At 40.8% G+C, this 14,773-nt stretch carries 17 protein-coding genes and 1 tRNA gene; all 18 read right to left on the bottom strand.

Annotation, left to right across the window (positions count from 1 at the left end; genetic code table 11):
• Position 1: 1 nt before the first annotated feature.
• A complete protein-coding gene (locus tag CRO56_RS03505) occupies positions 2-1,375 on the bottom strand; it encodes a hypothetical protein (RefSeq protein ID WP_097157237.1) in 1,374 nt (457 codons plus the stop codon).
• Between the two features lie 50 nt (positions 1,376-1,425).
• Complete coding sequence (locus CRO56_RS03500) at positions 1,426-1,638, bottom strand: hypothetical protein (protein WP_097157236.1); 213 nt, start codon at positions 1,636-1,638, stop codon at positions 1,426-1,428.
• Position 1,639: 1 nt separating this feature from the next.
• On the bottom strand, positions 1,640-2,047 hold the full coding sequence (locus CRO56_RS03495; protein WP_097157235.1) for a hypothetical protein: 408 nt from the start codon (positions 2,045-2,047) through the stop codon (positions 1,640-1,642).
• A gap of 10 nt (positions 2,048-2,057) precedes the next feature.
• Positions 2,058-3,068 carry a hypothetical protein gene (locus tag CRO56_RS03490; protein ID WP_097157234.1) on the bottom strand — a complete coding sequence of 337 codons (1,011 nt, stop codon included), beginning with the start codon at positions 3,066-3,068 and terminating at the stop codon, positions 2,058-2,060.
• Positions 3,065-4,612, bottom strand: coding sequence for a hypothetical protein (locus CRO56_RS03485; RefSeq protein WP_097157233.1), 1,548 nt, complete (start codon positions 4,610-4,612; stop codon positions 3,065-3,067). The genes CRO56_RS03490 and CRO56_RS03485 overlap by 4 nt, the downstream gene beginning before the upstream one ends.
• Positions 4,609-5,181 carry a phage adaptor protein gene (locus CRO56_RS03480; RefSeq protein WP_097157232.1) on the bottom strand — a complete coding sequence of 191 codons (573 nt, stop codon included), beginning with the start codon at positions 5,179-5,181 and terminating at the stop codon, positions 4,609-4,611. The genes CRO56_RS03485 and CRO56_RS03480 overlap by 4 nt, the downstream gene beginning before the upstream one ends.
• Before the next feature lie 10 nt (positions 5,182-5,191).
• Entirely contained in the window at positions 5,192-5,461 is a 270-nt protein-coding gene (locus CRO56_RS03475; protein ID WP_097157231.1) for a spike base protein, RCAP_Rcc01079 family, read from the bottom strand.
• Positions 5,461-5,724, bottom strand: coding sequence for a hypothetical protein (locus tag CRO56_RS03470; RefSeq protein ID WP_097157230.1), 264 nt, complete (start codon positions 5,722-5,724; stop codon positions 5,461-5,463). Before CRO56_RS03470 ends, CRO56_RS03475 begins: the two co-directional genes overlap by 1 nt.
• Positions 5,725-5,806: 82 nt before the next feature.
• Positions 5,807-6,769: a phage major capsid protein gene (locus tag CRO56_RS03465; protein WP_097157229.1), complete on the bottom strand. Its 963-nt coding sequence runs from the start codon at positions 6,767-6,769 to the stop codon at positions 5,807-5,809.
• A 14-nt stretch (positions 6,770-6,783) separates the two neighbouring features.
• Positions 6,784-7,722 (bottom strand): hypothetical protein, encoded by a 939-nt coding sequence (locus CRO56_RS03460; protein WP_097157228.1) that lies wholly within the window; start codon positions 7,720-7,722, stop codon positions 6,784-6,786.
• A 69-nt stretch (positions 7,723-7,791) separates the two neighbouring features.
• Positions 7,792-8,037 (bottom strand): hypothetical protein, encoded by a 246-nt coding sequence (locus CRO56_RS03455; protein WP_245855567.1) that lies wholly within the window; start codon positions 8,035-8,037, stop codon positions 7,792-7,794.
• A complete protein-coding gene (locus CRO56_RS03450) occupies positions 8,018-8,257 on the bottom strand; it encodes a hypothetical protein (protein WP_097157226.1) in 240 nt (79 codons plus the stop codon). Before CRO56_RS03450 ends, CRO56_RS03455 begins: the two co-directional genes overlap by 20 nt.
• Before the next feature lie 28 nt (positions 8,258-8,285).
• Positions 8,286-10,208, bottom strand: a complete 1,923-nt coding sequence (locus CRO56_RS03445; protein WP_142305186.1) for a portal protein — start codon at positions 10,206-10,208, stop codon at positions 8,286-8,288.
• A gap of 75 nt (positions 10,209-10,283) precedes the next feature.
• Positions 10,284-10,796, bottom strand: coding sequence for an HNH endonuclease (locus CRO56_RS03440; protein WP_218839649.1), 513 nt, complete (start codon positions 10,794-10,796; stop codon positions 10,284-10,286).
• Positions 10,793-12,502, bottom strand: coding sequence for a phage terminase large subunit family protein (locus tag CRO56_RS03435; RefSeq protein WP_097157224.1), 1,710 nt, complete (start codon positions 12,500-12,502; stop codon positions 10,793-10,795). Before CRO56_RS03435 ends, CRO56_RS03440 begins: the two co-directional genes overlap by 4 nt.
• A 1-nt stretch (position 12,503) precedes the next feature.
• On the bottom strand, positions 12,504-12,851 hold the full coding sequence (locus CRO56_RS03430; protein ID WP_097157223.1) for a terminase small subunit: 348 nt from the start codon (positions 12,849-12,851) through the stop codon (positions 12,504-12,506).
• A gap of 119 nt (positions 12,852-12,970) precedes the next feature.
• Entirely contained in the window at positions 12,971-14,008 is a 1,038-nt protein-coding gene (locus CRO56_RS03425) for a metallophosphoesterase (RefSeq protein ID WP_097157222.1), read from the bottom strand.
• Between the two features lie 310 nt (positions 14,009-14,318).
• A tRNA-Phe gene (locus tag CRO56_RS03420) sits at positions 14,319-14,391 on the bottom strand.
• Between the last annotated feature and the right edge of the window lie 382 nt (positions 14,392-14,773).

Genomic DNA, 14,773 nt, shown 5'->3' with positions numbered 1-14,773 from the left:
CCTACGGATTGAGAAAATTTCCAATGTCCAACCCATACATAGACAGTAAACTCATCGTACTATTATCATCTAAGTTTAAGCCGATAATCGCTCTGTATAGACCTTCTGGATTGTTTACTGAGTAATTGCCTTCATCATCTTGTCTAAGGAAGATGTTGTTTAATTGGCCTGTATATTTAGCTAAATCTGCCGGTTGTGGCATGGTTGCTAAATCAAACTCTCTTTGTCTCCATTGTTGGTCCGCATTAAATTCACTTTGCCATCTATTTTGGTCAAAGTTAAATTGCTGTTGGGCTAAAGCCAATCTTGCTTGGTCCATAGACATATTGCCTAACTGAACTTGTCTTTGTAACGCAAACTGTAGTCCGAACTGTCTCACATCTTCGGCAAATTGTTGTTGTGCCATTTGTTGACTGAATTGGATTTGTTGGGCTTCTAAGGTAGGCTGTCCGTTAAACATCCCCGTTAGTCCGGCTTGGGCTAGTTGTTGCTGGAATTGCTGAGCCTGCATTTGCATGGTCGGACTTCCGTTATACATACCAGTTAATTGAGATTCTTGCATTTGTTGAGCGCGGTAATTATTTAAAGCTTCTTGCACACGGCTTCGTACTAGGTCAGGTGCTTGCATTTGAAGTTGCTTAATCTGATTCGCTGCTTGTTCCGCTAACTGTGAATTTTGTGCATAAATTTCTGCGTTACGAGCCGCTATGTCACGTGATAAGGCTCCGCTTGCTTCTTGTGTCGCTTTAGCGTTCTGTCCGAGTTGATAGTCAAGTCCACCCGAATAAAAACCACCGCGTCTATTTTGAAGCATGGTGGATTGTTGGTCAGCTACGTTATTTTGTTCTTGGAACTTCTGAATTTGTTCAGATAGATAAGCGTTGTTCGCATTAATACCAGCTTGATTCTGTTGAATTTGTCGGGCAACTGCATCATTAATCGCTTGTGATTGGTTTTTGATATAGTTATCGACTTCAGCTTTAATCCGCTGTTCCGTTTGTCGTTCGTAACTAGGTGTGTACTCTTTACCTGTTAGGTTGCGATAGTGAGCTAACTGGGCGGATAAGTCTTGTCCTGCATCTTCACGGTTTTGAATTACGTTTATCGTCCGTTCAATTTCCGCATTTTTGTCTGCCCATTTAACCGCTTGATTATTATTCTCCTTAATAGTTCCATACCCTAAGCCCCATCCATTATTAGTGCTTGTTGTTTTTGGCACGCTAGTCGTGGTCGCTGTTGCTGTAGGGGCGTTATTCGCTGTACTGACAGGTTTACCACTTGTTGTCGTTGGTCTATTTTGAATGGTGAATTTATTATTAGTTTTAGGAGGAGAAGGAATTTTCTTCTTCTCCACCGGGATAGTATAGGTTGCCATGTTCAACCTCCTTGCAGACATAAAAAAATACACCTAGTTAGGTGTTTGGTTTAAACTGTAGGCATTAGTAAAATTGTTTCGTCATATTCTTGTTGGGTGATATACCCTTTTCGTAACGCTTCGTCAATTTGATATTGTGAAAAATTATTCGCTGCGTATTCCTTCACTGGTTGATGATACTCTGTCGGAACCGTTTGAAAAGATTCTGTCCCATATAAATAAACACTTCTTGCGTAAGGTCCTACTCGGAATGAATATACCATTTCACATACCTCCTGATTGGGTTGATATTACATAGTCCATAAATGAAGCTAAGTCTGTGTCTATGCGTACTTGTTGTTCTTTTATTGCTTTTATTTGTTCGGTTAAAGGGGCTTGATAAGGCTGTGGTTCTTGTGGTGCGTTTGGGTCGGGATAACTAAATTCTAGTGTTTTGGTTGCTGGGTCTACCCGATATCCGTTACACTCTGCAAAATCTTGGGCGAATTGACCAAATTCAAACTTCATTACGTCAAAACTTTCTCTATTTCGCTCTGATAATGCTGTGAATGTTGCTATATCTTGGTCAATTGTTGTTTCAGTTGTATCAAATTGGTAAGTACGTTCTCCTATTTCCCAAACAACATTTCCGCTCGATTTATCATAATAAATTTTACGTCCTAACTGTATCATGTAAACCCTCCTATATTTCCAGTGCGATCCAAGTATGAAGTATACTTTGACCGAGTGTAGGAAGTGTAAAACTAGTGTCACTAATATTCGCAGGAGACACATCTCCTTTAATATGTCTTGTAACAGCAGAAGAAGTACCTGATGTAGTGAAATTAGCGCCAGTTATTTTTACAGGTTTTGGGTATATATCTCCCGCAAGTTCGGAGTACTCAACTATTCCTACCGAACCCCCAGATTCCCAAAAGGCATATATGAAAGTGGGTTTGAAAGGTAATCCTGTAACCGATAAACTATACGCCCCTATTGTTGTTCCATCGATAAACGTATAGGTTGAGCTGGTAGAAGAACTTGTTGCTGTACCAGTTGCGAACTTCTTACCTGTATTTACATTTGCTACCTTGTCAACTAACGCTTGTAATGTTTCGGTACCTACTGATGGTTGCCCTTTGTTTGCGAGATTGGTTGCTAGTGCATTCTTACTATTTTGGATATGGGTTTGCAATTGAGCAAACGTATCGCCTGTCGTTGCAGGTGAGCCAACAACGGTTGCGATACTTTCTTTTCCGTTATTGGCAAAGGTAAAAAGCTCTTCAAGAACTTCTTCGACGTTCGTTCCTACGAAGTGAGAATTTATATCCTCCACCATTATAATGGAAGCTTTCTTAGAATCTGCTGAAAGTTTTACCGGCGTGATGGTACCATCGGGAATTTGTCCGAGAGTGACGCCTTGAATCTGTGAAAGTAAGTATTCTTTGTTGCTATCATCAAGTGCTTTTAAACTTTCTAACAAGGTTTGAACGGTTGCTCCTGTTAATCCTGCAATAGCAGTAGCTTTAACGTTGTCTGCTCCACTATTGCCATCAGTTGTGGAAGCTAATAGAGTTTTATAATTTTGAAACTCAGTGTCGTTCGAGTCAATTACATCATAAGCATGCACAATTTGCGCTTCTAATTTATTCGGGTCTGCAATCTGCCCAAATTCTTGATTATTAACAGTAATAATCGTACGATCTGTTTTCATCTCATTCTCCTCACTTCGTATTTCAGTGATAGGATTTCAACGGGTTCATCTCGGTTGTTGCTTAGTTTAACTTGACTGTATTGCCCTTTAACCAGCACTTTCAGCCGTTTTGCATTATTGATATAGTCCGTCAGCAAAGGATTCGTCCATTGGGATTCGCCCCACTCCGTTTCTCCCCATATCAACATAGCGGTTTTTATAGCACTCGGCTGATTAAATTGGTTTCGATAGGTATTGACCTCTACATCAATCGAAGAACGTTTTTGAAATTGTCGTGCTTCCACCATGAGAATATCCCAAAAGTGGTCATGACCTGTGAGCTCCGGTGTCATAAGTTTAGAGTACCAATACTTATTCAGTGGAGTTTTCACGGTCTTAGCTTTATCGTCATAGTCGCTGTACAACGTATCATCAAACACTTTGATATGTCCGTCTGGCCCCGCGAAGTAAAAGTAATCCTCGTCATGGTAAAAGCTATTTGCCTTTACGTTATCAATCGGATACCAGGATTCACTTTCGGTATCAAAGACTAACCCGTGCCATTCTGCACCTTTTGGGTATATGAGCCAATATCGCCCGTTATGAAAGTAAGACGTTGCCCGTTTCCATTCGTCTTTCGTTACGCCTAACTCTTCCCAGTTGATTTTGTCTTTTGTCATGCTCTTAGTCGAATAACGAGCCGAAGAATCCAAGGATACGGTATCAATCGTATATACGGCATGAACCCCATTATCCGAGAGGTAAAACACTTCCTGCCTGCCATTTGGAAACGTGACGATTTGCACCGTCTTAGGGTTTAAGCAGCCTTCGTTGGTGTCAATAAAGTCTTGTGTCCAATTCTCTACATCATGACCGAATAACACGCCTATGTGCCGTCTGAGGAACACAAGAAGCGCTCCCCCATACGTGATACACGTTTGAATAGAGTCATTTTCCCTCACAAAGCGTTGATAATCGACTTGGGCAAAGTAGTCAAAAAATCCAATTTTACTGTGCCATATCGTATCCGATCCATCCCATATGACTAATCGTGTATTATGCACTAAACATCCTTTTGGCGGATGGTTTGTATTAATATTCGCTAAGTCATTGGGAGGGAGAGGGCTAGCATCATCCGGAGCTGGCACCACTTCATACACTTGCGTACCGTCATAGGCTTTGAGTTTCCCTCCATCCGTAATGACTAACACCTCATTCGCGTTATCGTCTTTAAATTGGGCGTAATCAATGTCGGGAGAGGTGAGGGTTACGGTCATCGTTTGGGCGGTTAGAACGCCATTTTGGTAGCGATAGAGGGTATTTCCGCTTGTGGCTAAAATGTAGTTAATTCCCCCTTTTCTGAGGTTGCATAGCACTTTAATTTCACCTATTGCGGTGTCCGTTATAGGAACCGTACCATCCCGATTAGCAAGCGACCCGATAGAACGAGGGAGGAAGTTTAGCATTTTACGAGATTCTTTGATATCAATCTCACTAAAGGATTGGGCGGTGTTTTGACCTAAGAAATAAGGTATCTCCATTACTACAGTAGGTGTTGGCTTCATCCTTTTGCCCTCGTTCCTGCGGTTCTAATCACGCCTTTTTCACGGTTGTATAGTTCGTCAAAGTAGTTAGCCTGCTCTACTTGGTTATTGTTCAGTAACGCCCTATTGATAGCCTTAAAACATAATGCCGTTTCCCCTACGGTTGGTACTTCTGGTTTTTGGGTTGCAATCTCACCTATGTTTAATTGCTTTGGATACCGCTTATACAAGATTTGTAGAGTGGTAGGATTCGAATGAACCACATCTAAGGCAAAGTGACTGCCTTTATCCATAATCCAATACCCATACGGATACACTTGGTCATAGTTTCTTCGCGCTGCTAGTCGTGTTTTTTTACTCAGGTCATTAACCAAAAGTAAACCGTAAAAATCATCGGGTAAGGTATATTCTCTTTGGTCTAGGGTGTATGGGATTTCATAGACTTCTTCCAGGTTTAAATCGTCTACCATTTGTACGAGTGCTTCGTTGAAAAAATCAACCCATTGGATATTGGATTCAACACCCGAGTTATTATAAGAGTTCATATTTTGTGCTCTAGTTATGAGTTGTTGTACCGTACTGCGCCCCATGTTATCACTCCTAATACAACGCTACGATATTCGTTGCGGTTGTACCTGTTAAATTCACTTGGGTTACACTGAGTGGGTATATGGTTCCAGCAGATAGCCCCGTTAATGTAACGGAGCTACCATCTTTCATAGTCACGGCTATATTGCCAGCACCACCTACTAAAATACCTTTTGTTTCTGGAATGGTTCCCACGTCGTTTGGCGTAACCGCACTCGCACCCTTGTAATAGTTTTCAGTTAAATGTACGTTCCAGTCTGTATTATTGGGTCTTGTAGGCATTATTCACCCTCCAATTCACTAAAAGCCTCACCGCGATTGTTTTCTTCTAAAGGGTTCTCTGGCTCACGCGGTTCTACTGGCTCTGGCTCGATAAACTTAATCTCTAAATCAGGGTCTTGCTCTTGAAAGTGTAAGGCTAATCCATACACGACCTTAATGTGCTTCCCTTTATTAATCTTAACTTCTTTGCTATCCCACATTGATTTGAATTGATTTCCGTTATTATGAAGCTCTACAATCGTATCCATTGAAATTTTACTCATTGATTTTTTCCTCCTATAAATAAAAATAGGGCTTACCCCATACGATGATGAAGTAAGCCCGAGTCCGTTACGGTTGTTCGGATTATGCAGCTGTGATATCTAAGCGACCATTGGCACGACATTCGTTTCCAACAAGTTCACCCGCGAAAAATATCTGACCAATTTTCGCGTCTTGGTTATGTGGCTTAACCATTTCAGACGGTTGGAAGATACGTCCAGGCTTACCGTAAAGCTGGATTGAATTAGAGTTAATGAAATACATCGTATTAGCTGGACAGAATTCATCATACACCACAGGTACACCCATGAAAGATAGTTGAGTAAAGCCAAGGTTCGCAAACTCTTGACCAATCTTTCCAAGTGGTTGTTGGATATTCGTCTTACCGTCAATTAACTCTGCATACTTAATCCATGTGGCTAGGTCTGTGACAATGAAGTCAGGCTTGTTTTCGATACCACCACGTACACACTTCGTAAATACTTCACGCATATGTGCAATAGTGAGAACAGAACCGTTGGCAGACTTTTTCACATAAGACTTCCACCATGTTTCCGTAGCGCGGCCAATTCCGCCATACGTGGCAACGGCTGTTCCATCATCAATGGCGGCCGCAAGTCCAGTTAAGTCCTTTCCTGCGTTTCCTGTGCCATTTCCAAAGATTTGAGTAGCAAATAGATCCTTTAATGTAGCTTCTGCATCTTCTACCGCTTGAGCGACTAGCTTTTTAACCGCTAATTCTCCTTTGTCGGCTGCTTCTTCGTACCCACTGAACACAATAGAAGAGTACAATTGCTTCATCTTAAATTCAGCAGCCGTACGTGTGTCTTGTGGCGTAACGTCTAGCGTGTCGAATTTAGAGTATGACCCTCTGTTTGTGGCATGCTTGTATTTCAAGTGTGGTCTGATGGTGTCCCCACCTTCATCCCATGTTTTCTTCTGCTTCATGAACTGGTGCATGAGTGGAGAAGATTTAGAGATGTTGTCATACATCTTCTTAGGAATCAAAGGTAATAGGGAAGCTAAATATTTATCAAAGTTTAACATGGTTTATCCTCCTACTAACTACCCACCTGCTTGAATACGGATAACCAATCACCGTCTAAGTCAATCTCTTTCGGTGCTGGTGAGTTCCCTTTATTCTTTGGTTGTGGTGGGAGTTTGGTTTCTCGTATTTTTTGTTTGGTTTTGGCTTCTGTCTTTTTAGAAGCTTCTTTTTCTTGTTTTAACTTTTGCTCGGCAAGGTCTCCCTTTGCAATACGCTTTAAAACGTCAATAGAGAGGCTCTCTTGCTTCGCTTGAGCCTTGAGAGACTCTTCATATTCAGGCGTGAGTAAATCGCCGTATTCTGCTTTTAAATCGCTCACAAGGTTCTTCATGTCGGTTTCAAACTTCGTAGACTGATACTCGCCTTGAATTTGGTCGAGTTCACTCTGCAATCGTTTGTTCTCGGCTAGTAAGTGATTAAAGTACTTAGCAGATTCGGCATTTTCTAAGACTTCCTCTATTGGAAGTGCGCCTGTCTTTTCCCATTGGTCAATCGCCTTGTTGATTTGGTCGAATAGGTATGGATTCCCATTGATGTAATCCAGCCATTCTTTGACAGGTTTGTATGTTTCTTTCTCGGTTTCAAACGCCTTACGTTCATCTGCTAACGCTTGTGTTTTCTTGGTGTAATCCGATTGACGAAGATAACCGTTCTTGAGTTCGGATAGCTTAACCGGTTTCTTATCCTCACCAAGTTCGATTTCGGTATCATCGTCTAAGGTTGTATCCTCTGTTTCTTCTGTCTCTTCCTCTATTGTTTCTTCTGTTTCAGTCTCGGTTGTCTCGTCACTGTCGGGCTCTACCACATCTTCAGCGACTTCTGTTTCTGTGACTTCCTCTGATTCCACTTCGGGTTGATCGTCAACGGAAGGCTGGGCTAGAAACGATTCCCAGCTTTCTTCACCCTCGGCAAAGTATTGTAAATCGAGGGTTAATCTTGGTTTTTTCAACATTCAATTTTCCTCCAGTCCCATTGGGTTATTGGATATAAAATAGGCTAGGAAACTCTCATTCCTAGCCCGTTACTTTTGTTTTGGTATAAATTCATCGCTATTTGCTAAATCCATGATAGTAGATTGAGATACTCCTACAATTCCCATCGCTTCAACAAAGGAATTACTGTGATAGACCGTCATAGTTGTGCCATCTTTCAATGTGAAGGTTACTACATAGGAATCAATCTCATGGAAGTTTTGTTCAATGTAATTGATTAATCCTGTTTTGGCTTCGGGATAGATTCTTGATACTTTAGACATCGGCTTTTTCAAAAGTAAGATAATACTCTTCACCAAGTTCAAAATACTTCTCGGCAGCTTCATTTTTGATAGTCATTTCTAAATGCCCTGAAGGTGTGTACTGCCAAAATTTCTTATTTTCCTCCGAATCTGAAGTAACTGCTTTTAATACTACGGTAGTTGAACCTTCATCTTGCTTTCCCCATTTTTGCTTATTAACATTAGTACATACAAACTTTGCTTTTACTGACATTCTCTTTTCCTCCTCATAATAAAAACACCTACATAGGTGCTGGTTGATTCATACTCGCTAACACTTGCATAATCTCTTCATCCGTCATATTCGCCATTTCTGGGAACATTTGACGAAGTTGATTTAAATAACTTGCTATATCTACTTGACCTTGTGGCTGTTGTGGTGGTTGCTGAATTGCTGATTGCGTTTGTTGAGCCATCATCATCTCCCTTTCTGCTTGCAATTGGGCCTGTTCCTGCATCCGTTGTAAGATTTCATCATAATTCGGGAAGTCCCATACCTCGAGTAAAGCTTGTTGGTCAATAGCCCCTGCGCTAAAGAGTTCTAAGGCTTCCTCACGTTGTGCAATTCGTGATGTAGCTAAAGAGGAGCCAGCTTCTATTTCTACCGTGAATTGCAGGATACGGATCGCTTCTTTAACACCTTCTTCTGTTTTCTCATGAGATTCCGCAGGCATTTCGCTATTCTCCATTTCCGTACCATCTGGCATAGTGTGAGTGCCTTTGCCCGTGAGTTTAGTCCACTCATTTGGATTCGCATATAAGAAGAACTCGTTCTTGTCGTATTCCATTTGACCTTCTGCATTAGGGCGTGTAGGAATCGGCTCAACTTCGAAAGGAGTATCTTCTACATCCTCAAACTGTCGATAGTCTCCCTTCACACGGAATGTCGTATCTGTATTAATAAACTGCATCGCGTTGACAATGATTTTCTCACTCATGCACTTTACAAACTTCTCAAAGTTATCGACTTTTGTCTTAATCCGTGTGTAAGCTGCTTCTTGCTTGAGTTGTACTTCTTTTCCGGAAGAGGCTTCACTCATACCACGGAAGGAATCATTGACCCCTGTTATCTTGTCTATGAAGCTATCAAAACGTTCAGGTAACTCATTGACAAAGGCTGGCATAGGAGCAGGGTATAAGTCTGCAAAAATGGCATTCATTGGGATATAGTCTGGGTTAGGAATCCCTATAATGTTATCGTTCCCTCCATCTACTAAGTCGCGCTTGTCTCCCGTGTACACAGATGTATTAAACACTCTCGGAGGATTAACGCTTTTCTTGGCATGCTCAATAATCGTCGTTAAGAGTACATTCTTCTCAAAGTTTAAGTTTTCAATATGCTCACCCATTGGAATGCCCAAGGCTGATAAGATATCCTCGGTTGGGGAGTAAATATCATATGGTAACTTCTCATGCCAAAATGGATTCTCTCTATCCTCTAGGAATACATCATCTGCAAAGTAAGCGACTCTCCATTTATCGTCATCATCCCGATACCAATAGTGGATGAAAGCGACTGCATTCTTGCGTTTCTCTGCTTCATCAAGCTCAGGTAACATCGTGTCGTTGTATCGGGTCATGGTCTTATCGACAAAGTTCGTAAAGGTGTTTGTGATTTGTCTGAGCCATGACTTCCACCAGTTCACCTTGTTCTCACCTGTAAATGTACCCTTATCCTTGCTTTCGTCGATTTCCTTGGCTTTTTTCGGGTACATCTTCTTGACTTTACTAGCCCGCATAGGCTCAGCATAAATAAAAAACGCACTATCCTCTAGTTCCGTTACAGCAGGGTCCATGTAACACCATCGTGGGTTAATCTCTTCTATGGTGAGTTTCCCTGTTCCGTTATTCGCTTTTTCATCGTAGCCTGTGTAAGCTAAGGCACTTCGGTAGATTTCAGCCATTCGTGCGATCCGTTGTGCTTTGTAATCCCAATTATTTGTGTCATAGGCATGGTCTAAGATAAACCTCATTCCATCTGCATGTTTGAGATAATCAGGATATTCAGCTTTGACATTGGCTCGTGTACGGTTGTTGGTTAGGATAGGAACCACGGTTTCCACATAGGAATACAAATCCGATATCTGAAACTCGTTATCATCCCCATGCCAGCGGTTACGGTATTGTTCATAGTATTTATCCATGAGCATGTGGAGTGGCTCCATGAACTTCTTACCGACCTCTAAATCTTTCATAAACTTCTCTTTGACGGTTTGCTCTGCCATTTACTCACCTACTTTCTACGCCGTTGCGTAAGGCATTAATTTCTTCCTAGCATTCACAACGGCTTTTTCTGCATCCTCTTGTTTGTCGAACACTCCTACGTTATATTCCTTCCCATTAACATTAACTCTTGCTCTCCACTTGTTAATATCCTTTCGCCAACTAACTCCCCGAATACCAGAAGAACTAAGAGAAGTTGCTCCCCTTCTGTTTTGGAGGTTTTGACCATTGGTAATTACTCTTAAATTCTTTTTCCTGTTGTCTAAAGTATTGTGGTTTATATGGTCTACTACTAACCCATCTTCTGCATTCGTTAAGAAACGATGAAGTTGAATATACTTTCTTTTCTCGTAATAATTAGCCATAGCATAGTACGTGTTTGTTTGTGGTTTATATCTAACACACCATTTATAAGGGATTTCTTGCAGTTTCGGTAAATCTTCTGTATCCACTAACACTTCCAATGCTTTACCTTTATGAGACACAAAAATAACCGTGGTTTCTCCACGGATTTCATAATCATTCTTCAATTGTCTACCTCCACTAATCTTTTTGCTAATAGTTGAGATACAGCACAATAAATGTCGGCTAAGCTGTAATGGTCATGACCTTCTGCAACCCAGATAGGGCGCACATTCCCTTGTTTATCTAGTTTGATGTGTTTGTTTCGTTCTCTGTCCTCTGGTCGTTCTCCGCTTCCGCCTACTTTTCTCTGTGCAGTCCAATGCTTACATAAAGACTCACTACCGCTATCCATAGCAGAAAGATTACGGTCCATTCCGTCAATGTATACCTTCCGTCCTCCAACGATATAGTCATCCACCACCCTGTCGAAAATACGAGTGCGGTGTACATTAATGATTCGAGTCTTATAATCCACTTCAAAGACATTCTTCCTCTCGTCCTTATAATCAAATACACAACGATAGATTCTACCTGGGAATGCTTTTACTAATCGTACTGCTATCTCTGGATAGGGAGCATTATCTATCGTTACATAGTTAATATTGTTCATCTTGATAAAGTTGTGTAAGGCTTCTTCCCCATGTAAGCAGATGATTTTGTTTATGCCTTCCTCTGTTCCAGATACACAGTAGAATTTAGGGTTATCTATTGTTCCGCCTTGGTCTACACCCATTACTCGGTATTTACCTGGCGCTTTCTCCACATAACCGTATTCATCATAGACAATATTCTTAATGATGTTCGATGGATCCAGTGAGTTGCTATTGCTCGCATATGGTCTGCCTAAGTCAAAGTTAGCGAATACATCAGGCAACATGAGTTTTTCGTCTCGGATTAATTCACTCGCACTAATCCACGGAGCCATCATTTGCGATATCCAATACCCGCTGATGTCCTCGGTATCCGTAAACTTCCGCACCCATTGTTTCTTTGCCTGTCTGCGGTCTAATATCTCCCGACAGGACCCACACACGTATTCTTTTCGCTCTTTGTCTACGTGGTGAGTATTTCCTCTGTCAAAGGATTCCTGTTCATAGGTGATATAGCTCCAATGATTACATTTTGGACACTTATAGAAATAGTGTTTTTGGTCGCTCATTTCCCATGTGGCATCTACTCCGAATAGTGGGAAAGATGGGTTACTGAACTCCCACTCACGCTTATAGGAAGATGCTTTGATACGTGATTTATATTGGTTGAGTACACTAGGATTCGAGCGGTCAAACTCGTCTTTTATGAGAATATCAGCCGTTTGCATGATAGCAGCAGATTGTCCGTATGTTCCTTTCATGAACCAAAAGCCTACATTTGAGCCATCCAGTGTACGAAACGATTTCGTGTGTAAGGAGTTATCAATCATCGTTTGTTTAATGCTTTGGTTATTCTCTATAATGAGATTCGTCTTAGCCTTGGCAAACTCATTGGCATCTGAATCGGTTGGCAAGGTGTAAATAATGTTATGCCCGTATTTGATATTGTGAAACGCACTCTTGAATATAGAAATAGTTGAGAATCCTATCTGTGAACACTTGATAACCGCTAAGATAGGTGATTCATCGGTTAAGGGTGCAATTAAAAAAGAACGGTCCTCAAATTCCATAGGGATTCCGTTCTCGTTGACGAAGTTGTTTTTCGTGATCCATTCATAAGCGTTTTGTATATCAACTAGGTTTTTCACCTGTTCACGTTGTTGTTTTAGTTTAAGGAGTTGAGCTTTTAACTGACGGTTCCCTTTTATTTTGCCTTTTAGATAGTCATATGTCACCGTCATGTTATTCTTCCTTTAGGAGTTCTTCTATTTCCTCGTCAGATAGCTCATTTACATTTAGATTAATGTTTGTTTCTTGTTTGTCTTTCCATCCTAATTGCTTCAAAGAAAATATCGCCATTGTATGATTAACTTCACCTTTTAACGCTTTCTTCTCAAGCTGAGCTTCTTTCTTATCTATCGCCTTTTTTATTAGCGACGAGAACTCTTCATAATCGTAAAGGGTTTGCCTGTTAATATCATTTAGGTAGGCAAACTCAGCCAATATAGGAATCTCGGTTTTTTCAATGTATTCCGCTAGTTTTTGAGTTAGTCCGCTGACTTGTTCATCAGTATATTTCCGGGGTCTCATGCCATTTCACCTGACCTCCTATTAATAAATTAATTTATAATCCTTTGTCCGTAATGGTTCATTACATATAGCTGGTTGGTTGTTGAATAGTAATATAACAGATAGAATAATAGTTTTAATCATACTGTTACCCTCTCTCTCAACCATTTTAGATAATCTATACCATCGTACATATCGCGGTATGGTACGATTTTCTTAGTCTTAGGGAATAGTATTAATAAAGGCATTCTTGTGTCTGCTTTCCCGAATCCTAAATACTCTCCATACTCATCCGTGATTTTATAGCTGCCTGTTCGTACCCAATGAGTATCTTTTCCAGCAGCTGATTTGCTATGAATCTCGTTAAAATGTAAGTGAGCTAACATAATGATATCCGCGTTGGTACTGTTGAATAGGTTACGTTGGCTGTTAGTGGTGTTTATGCTAGAGTTGTAGCGATAGTTATGCCTTGCGTGTATTTTGTATTCAATCCCACCTAAATTAATGTTGATGTTCCCACCAAACCATAAATAAGGGGTTTCCATTTTTCTTGCTATGACCTTTAGATAATCTTCACCTGTGCTTTTCTCGGTAAAAGCGTCATGATTTCCTTTAATGAGGGCTAACGCATTTTCTTTGTAGTATTTCAGGAATATATGCTCAACCATTTCTTTCTGTTTATCAGGGTTACTTATTTGTCCGTATATCGCGCCTTTATGTCCAGACTGTAAATAGTTGTCTGCATAATCGCCCATTAAGATAGAGTAAAGTCCATCTGTTCCATTGATAATCTCTGAATCTTTAATAAGCTGTTCGTGATTGGTTCTTAACCCTCCTGTGTGCCAGTCACCAGTTCCAACAATGCCTATCGGTTTATCTTCATCTAGACTTATGTCTATTGTGGTTTGGTAATCGTCAAATTTTTCAAGTTCTTTTTGTGACTGAATAACTAGATTTATGTATTTTTCTGCGTTGTCCTCTGTGTTTTTGCGATTATGGTAATTAATTTTATTCTTTTTAGATCGCGTGTATTTTGTTCTTACAGCATGATAACTAAAATCCGTATTGAACTCCTCGTTTAGCATCTCGGTGACTTTCGGCAGCGGATGTTCTTTTGCTAATTCCATCATTCGTTGGACGATGTCTTGTGTCCATTCACTTGTGAATTGGTTTGCCATGTTATCACCTCTTTATTCTCCTGCGCCCCACCCATCACTTGCGCTTGTATAGGAGAGTTCACCCACGTTTATTTTGATTATGTTCCTGATGAAGTTAAATACGGGTAAGGATTTGCACCTTACATGATTAAGATGGTCTTATCCTCTGCACCATTGCTTAATCCAGTATTGAGGTTGTGCGTCTACCTATTCCGCCACCGTATTTTTTCCTGCCGTTTATATTTAATGTCCTAGTCAGGTTTAGGACCACGCTGTTTATCGGGTACAGCATTAAACCTTTGCAGGAGACAGACTATAAGTAAGTCTCTAGTGGAGAAAGTTGGTATCGAACCAACATCTAAGGATTTTCAGTCCTCCGCATAGACCATCTTTGCTATTTCTCCATATAAAAAGACGACCCCGCGCTATCGCAGTGCCGCCTCCCTTCCCTATTCCGCTTTCCTTGACACTTACCCCTACAAGGACAGTAGTGGCACATAGGCCTATAAGTAAGTGAGCGTTTCGGAAATAACACGGGCGATAGGAATCGAACCTATCACAATCGGTTTTGGAGACTGTTTCGCCGCCTTGGAACATGCGCCCATACGATATAAAAAGACGGCACCCGATTGGATACCGCCTCGAAAGGGGGAATGATTTTGGCTTATCGCCTATCTATACAATAAACTACCTTGGAAAGTATTTCAAAAAGTGTCAAATGTGTAAAAATCGGCTTTTTTGGTCGCTTTTTCTACGAACTGCGAATTAGTATTCAATCGAAATATG

This window comes from Bacillus oleivorans (genome assembly GCF_900207585.1).
Classification (GTDB): domain Bacteria; phylum Bacillota; class Bacilli; order Bacillales; family JC228; genus Bacillus_BF; species Bacillus_BF oleivorans.
This window is presented reverse-complemented; position numbering and strand designations above follow the sequence as displayed.

Excerpts from the sequence above, each read along its gene's own strand:
- CRO56_RS03445 (WP_142305186.1), bottom strand. The coding sequence starts at position 10,208 with ATGGAGCCACTCCACATGCTCATGGATAAATACTATGAACAATACCGT.
- CRO56_RS03425 (WP_097157222.1), bottom strand. The coding sequence starts at position 14,008 with ATGGCAAACCAATTCACAAGTGAATGGACACAAGACATCGTCCAACGA.
- CRO56_RS03495 (WP_097157235.1), bottom strand. The coding sequence starts at position 2,047 with ATGATACAGTTAGGACGTAAAATTTATTATGATAAATCGAGCGGAAAT.
- CRO56_RS03435 (WP_097157224.1), bottom strand. The coding sequence starts at position 12,502 with ATGACGGTGACATATGACTATCTAAAAGGCAAAATAAAAGGGAACCGT.
- CRO56_RS03450 (WP_097157226.1), bottom strand. The coding sequence starts at position 8,257 with ATGTCAGTAAAAGCAAAGTTTGTATGTACTAATGTTAATAAGCAAAAA.
- CRO56_RS03505 (WP_097157237.1), bottom strand. The coding sequence starts at position 1,375 with ATGGCAACCTATACTATCCCGGTGGAGAAGAAGAAAATTCCTTCTCCT.
- CRO56_RS03480 (WP_097157232.1), bottom strand. The coding sequence starts at position 5,181 with ATGGGGCGCAGTACGGTACAACAACTCATAACTAGAGCACAAAATATG.
- CRO56_RS03465 (WP_097157229.1), bottom strand. The coding sequence starts at position 6,769 with ATGTTAAACTTTGATAAATATTTAGCTTCCCTATTACCTTTGATTCCT.
- CRO56_RS03500 (WP_097157236.1), bottom strand. The coding sequence starts at position 1,638 with ATGGTATATTCATTCCGAGTAGGACCTTACGCAAGAAGTGTTTATTTA.
- CRO56_RS03475 (WP_097157231.1), bottom strand. The coding sequence starts at position 5,461 with ATGCCTACAAGACCCAATAATACAGACTGGAACGTACATTTAACTGAA.
- CRO56_RS03470 (WP_097157230.1), bottom strand. The coding sequence starts at position 5,724 with ATGAGTAAAATTTCAATGGATACGATTGTAGAGCTTCATAATAACGGA.
- CRO56_RS03490 (WP_097157234.1), bottom strand. The coding sequence starts at position 3,068 with ATGAAAACAGATCGTACGATTATTACTGTTAATAATCAAGAATTTGGG.
- CRO56_RS03430 (WP_097157223.1), bottom strand. The coding sequence starts at position 12,851 with ATGAGACCCCGGAAATATACTGATGAACAAGTCAGCGGACTAACTCAA.
- CRO56_RS03460 (WP_097157228.1), bottom strand. The coding sequence starts at position 7,722 with ATGTTGAAAAAACCAAGATTAACCCTCGATTTACAATACTTTGCCGAG.
- CRO56_RS03485 (WP_097157233.1), bottom strand. The coding sequence starts at position 4,612 with ATGAAGCCAACACCTACTGTAGTAATGGAGATACCTTATTTCTTAGGT.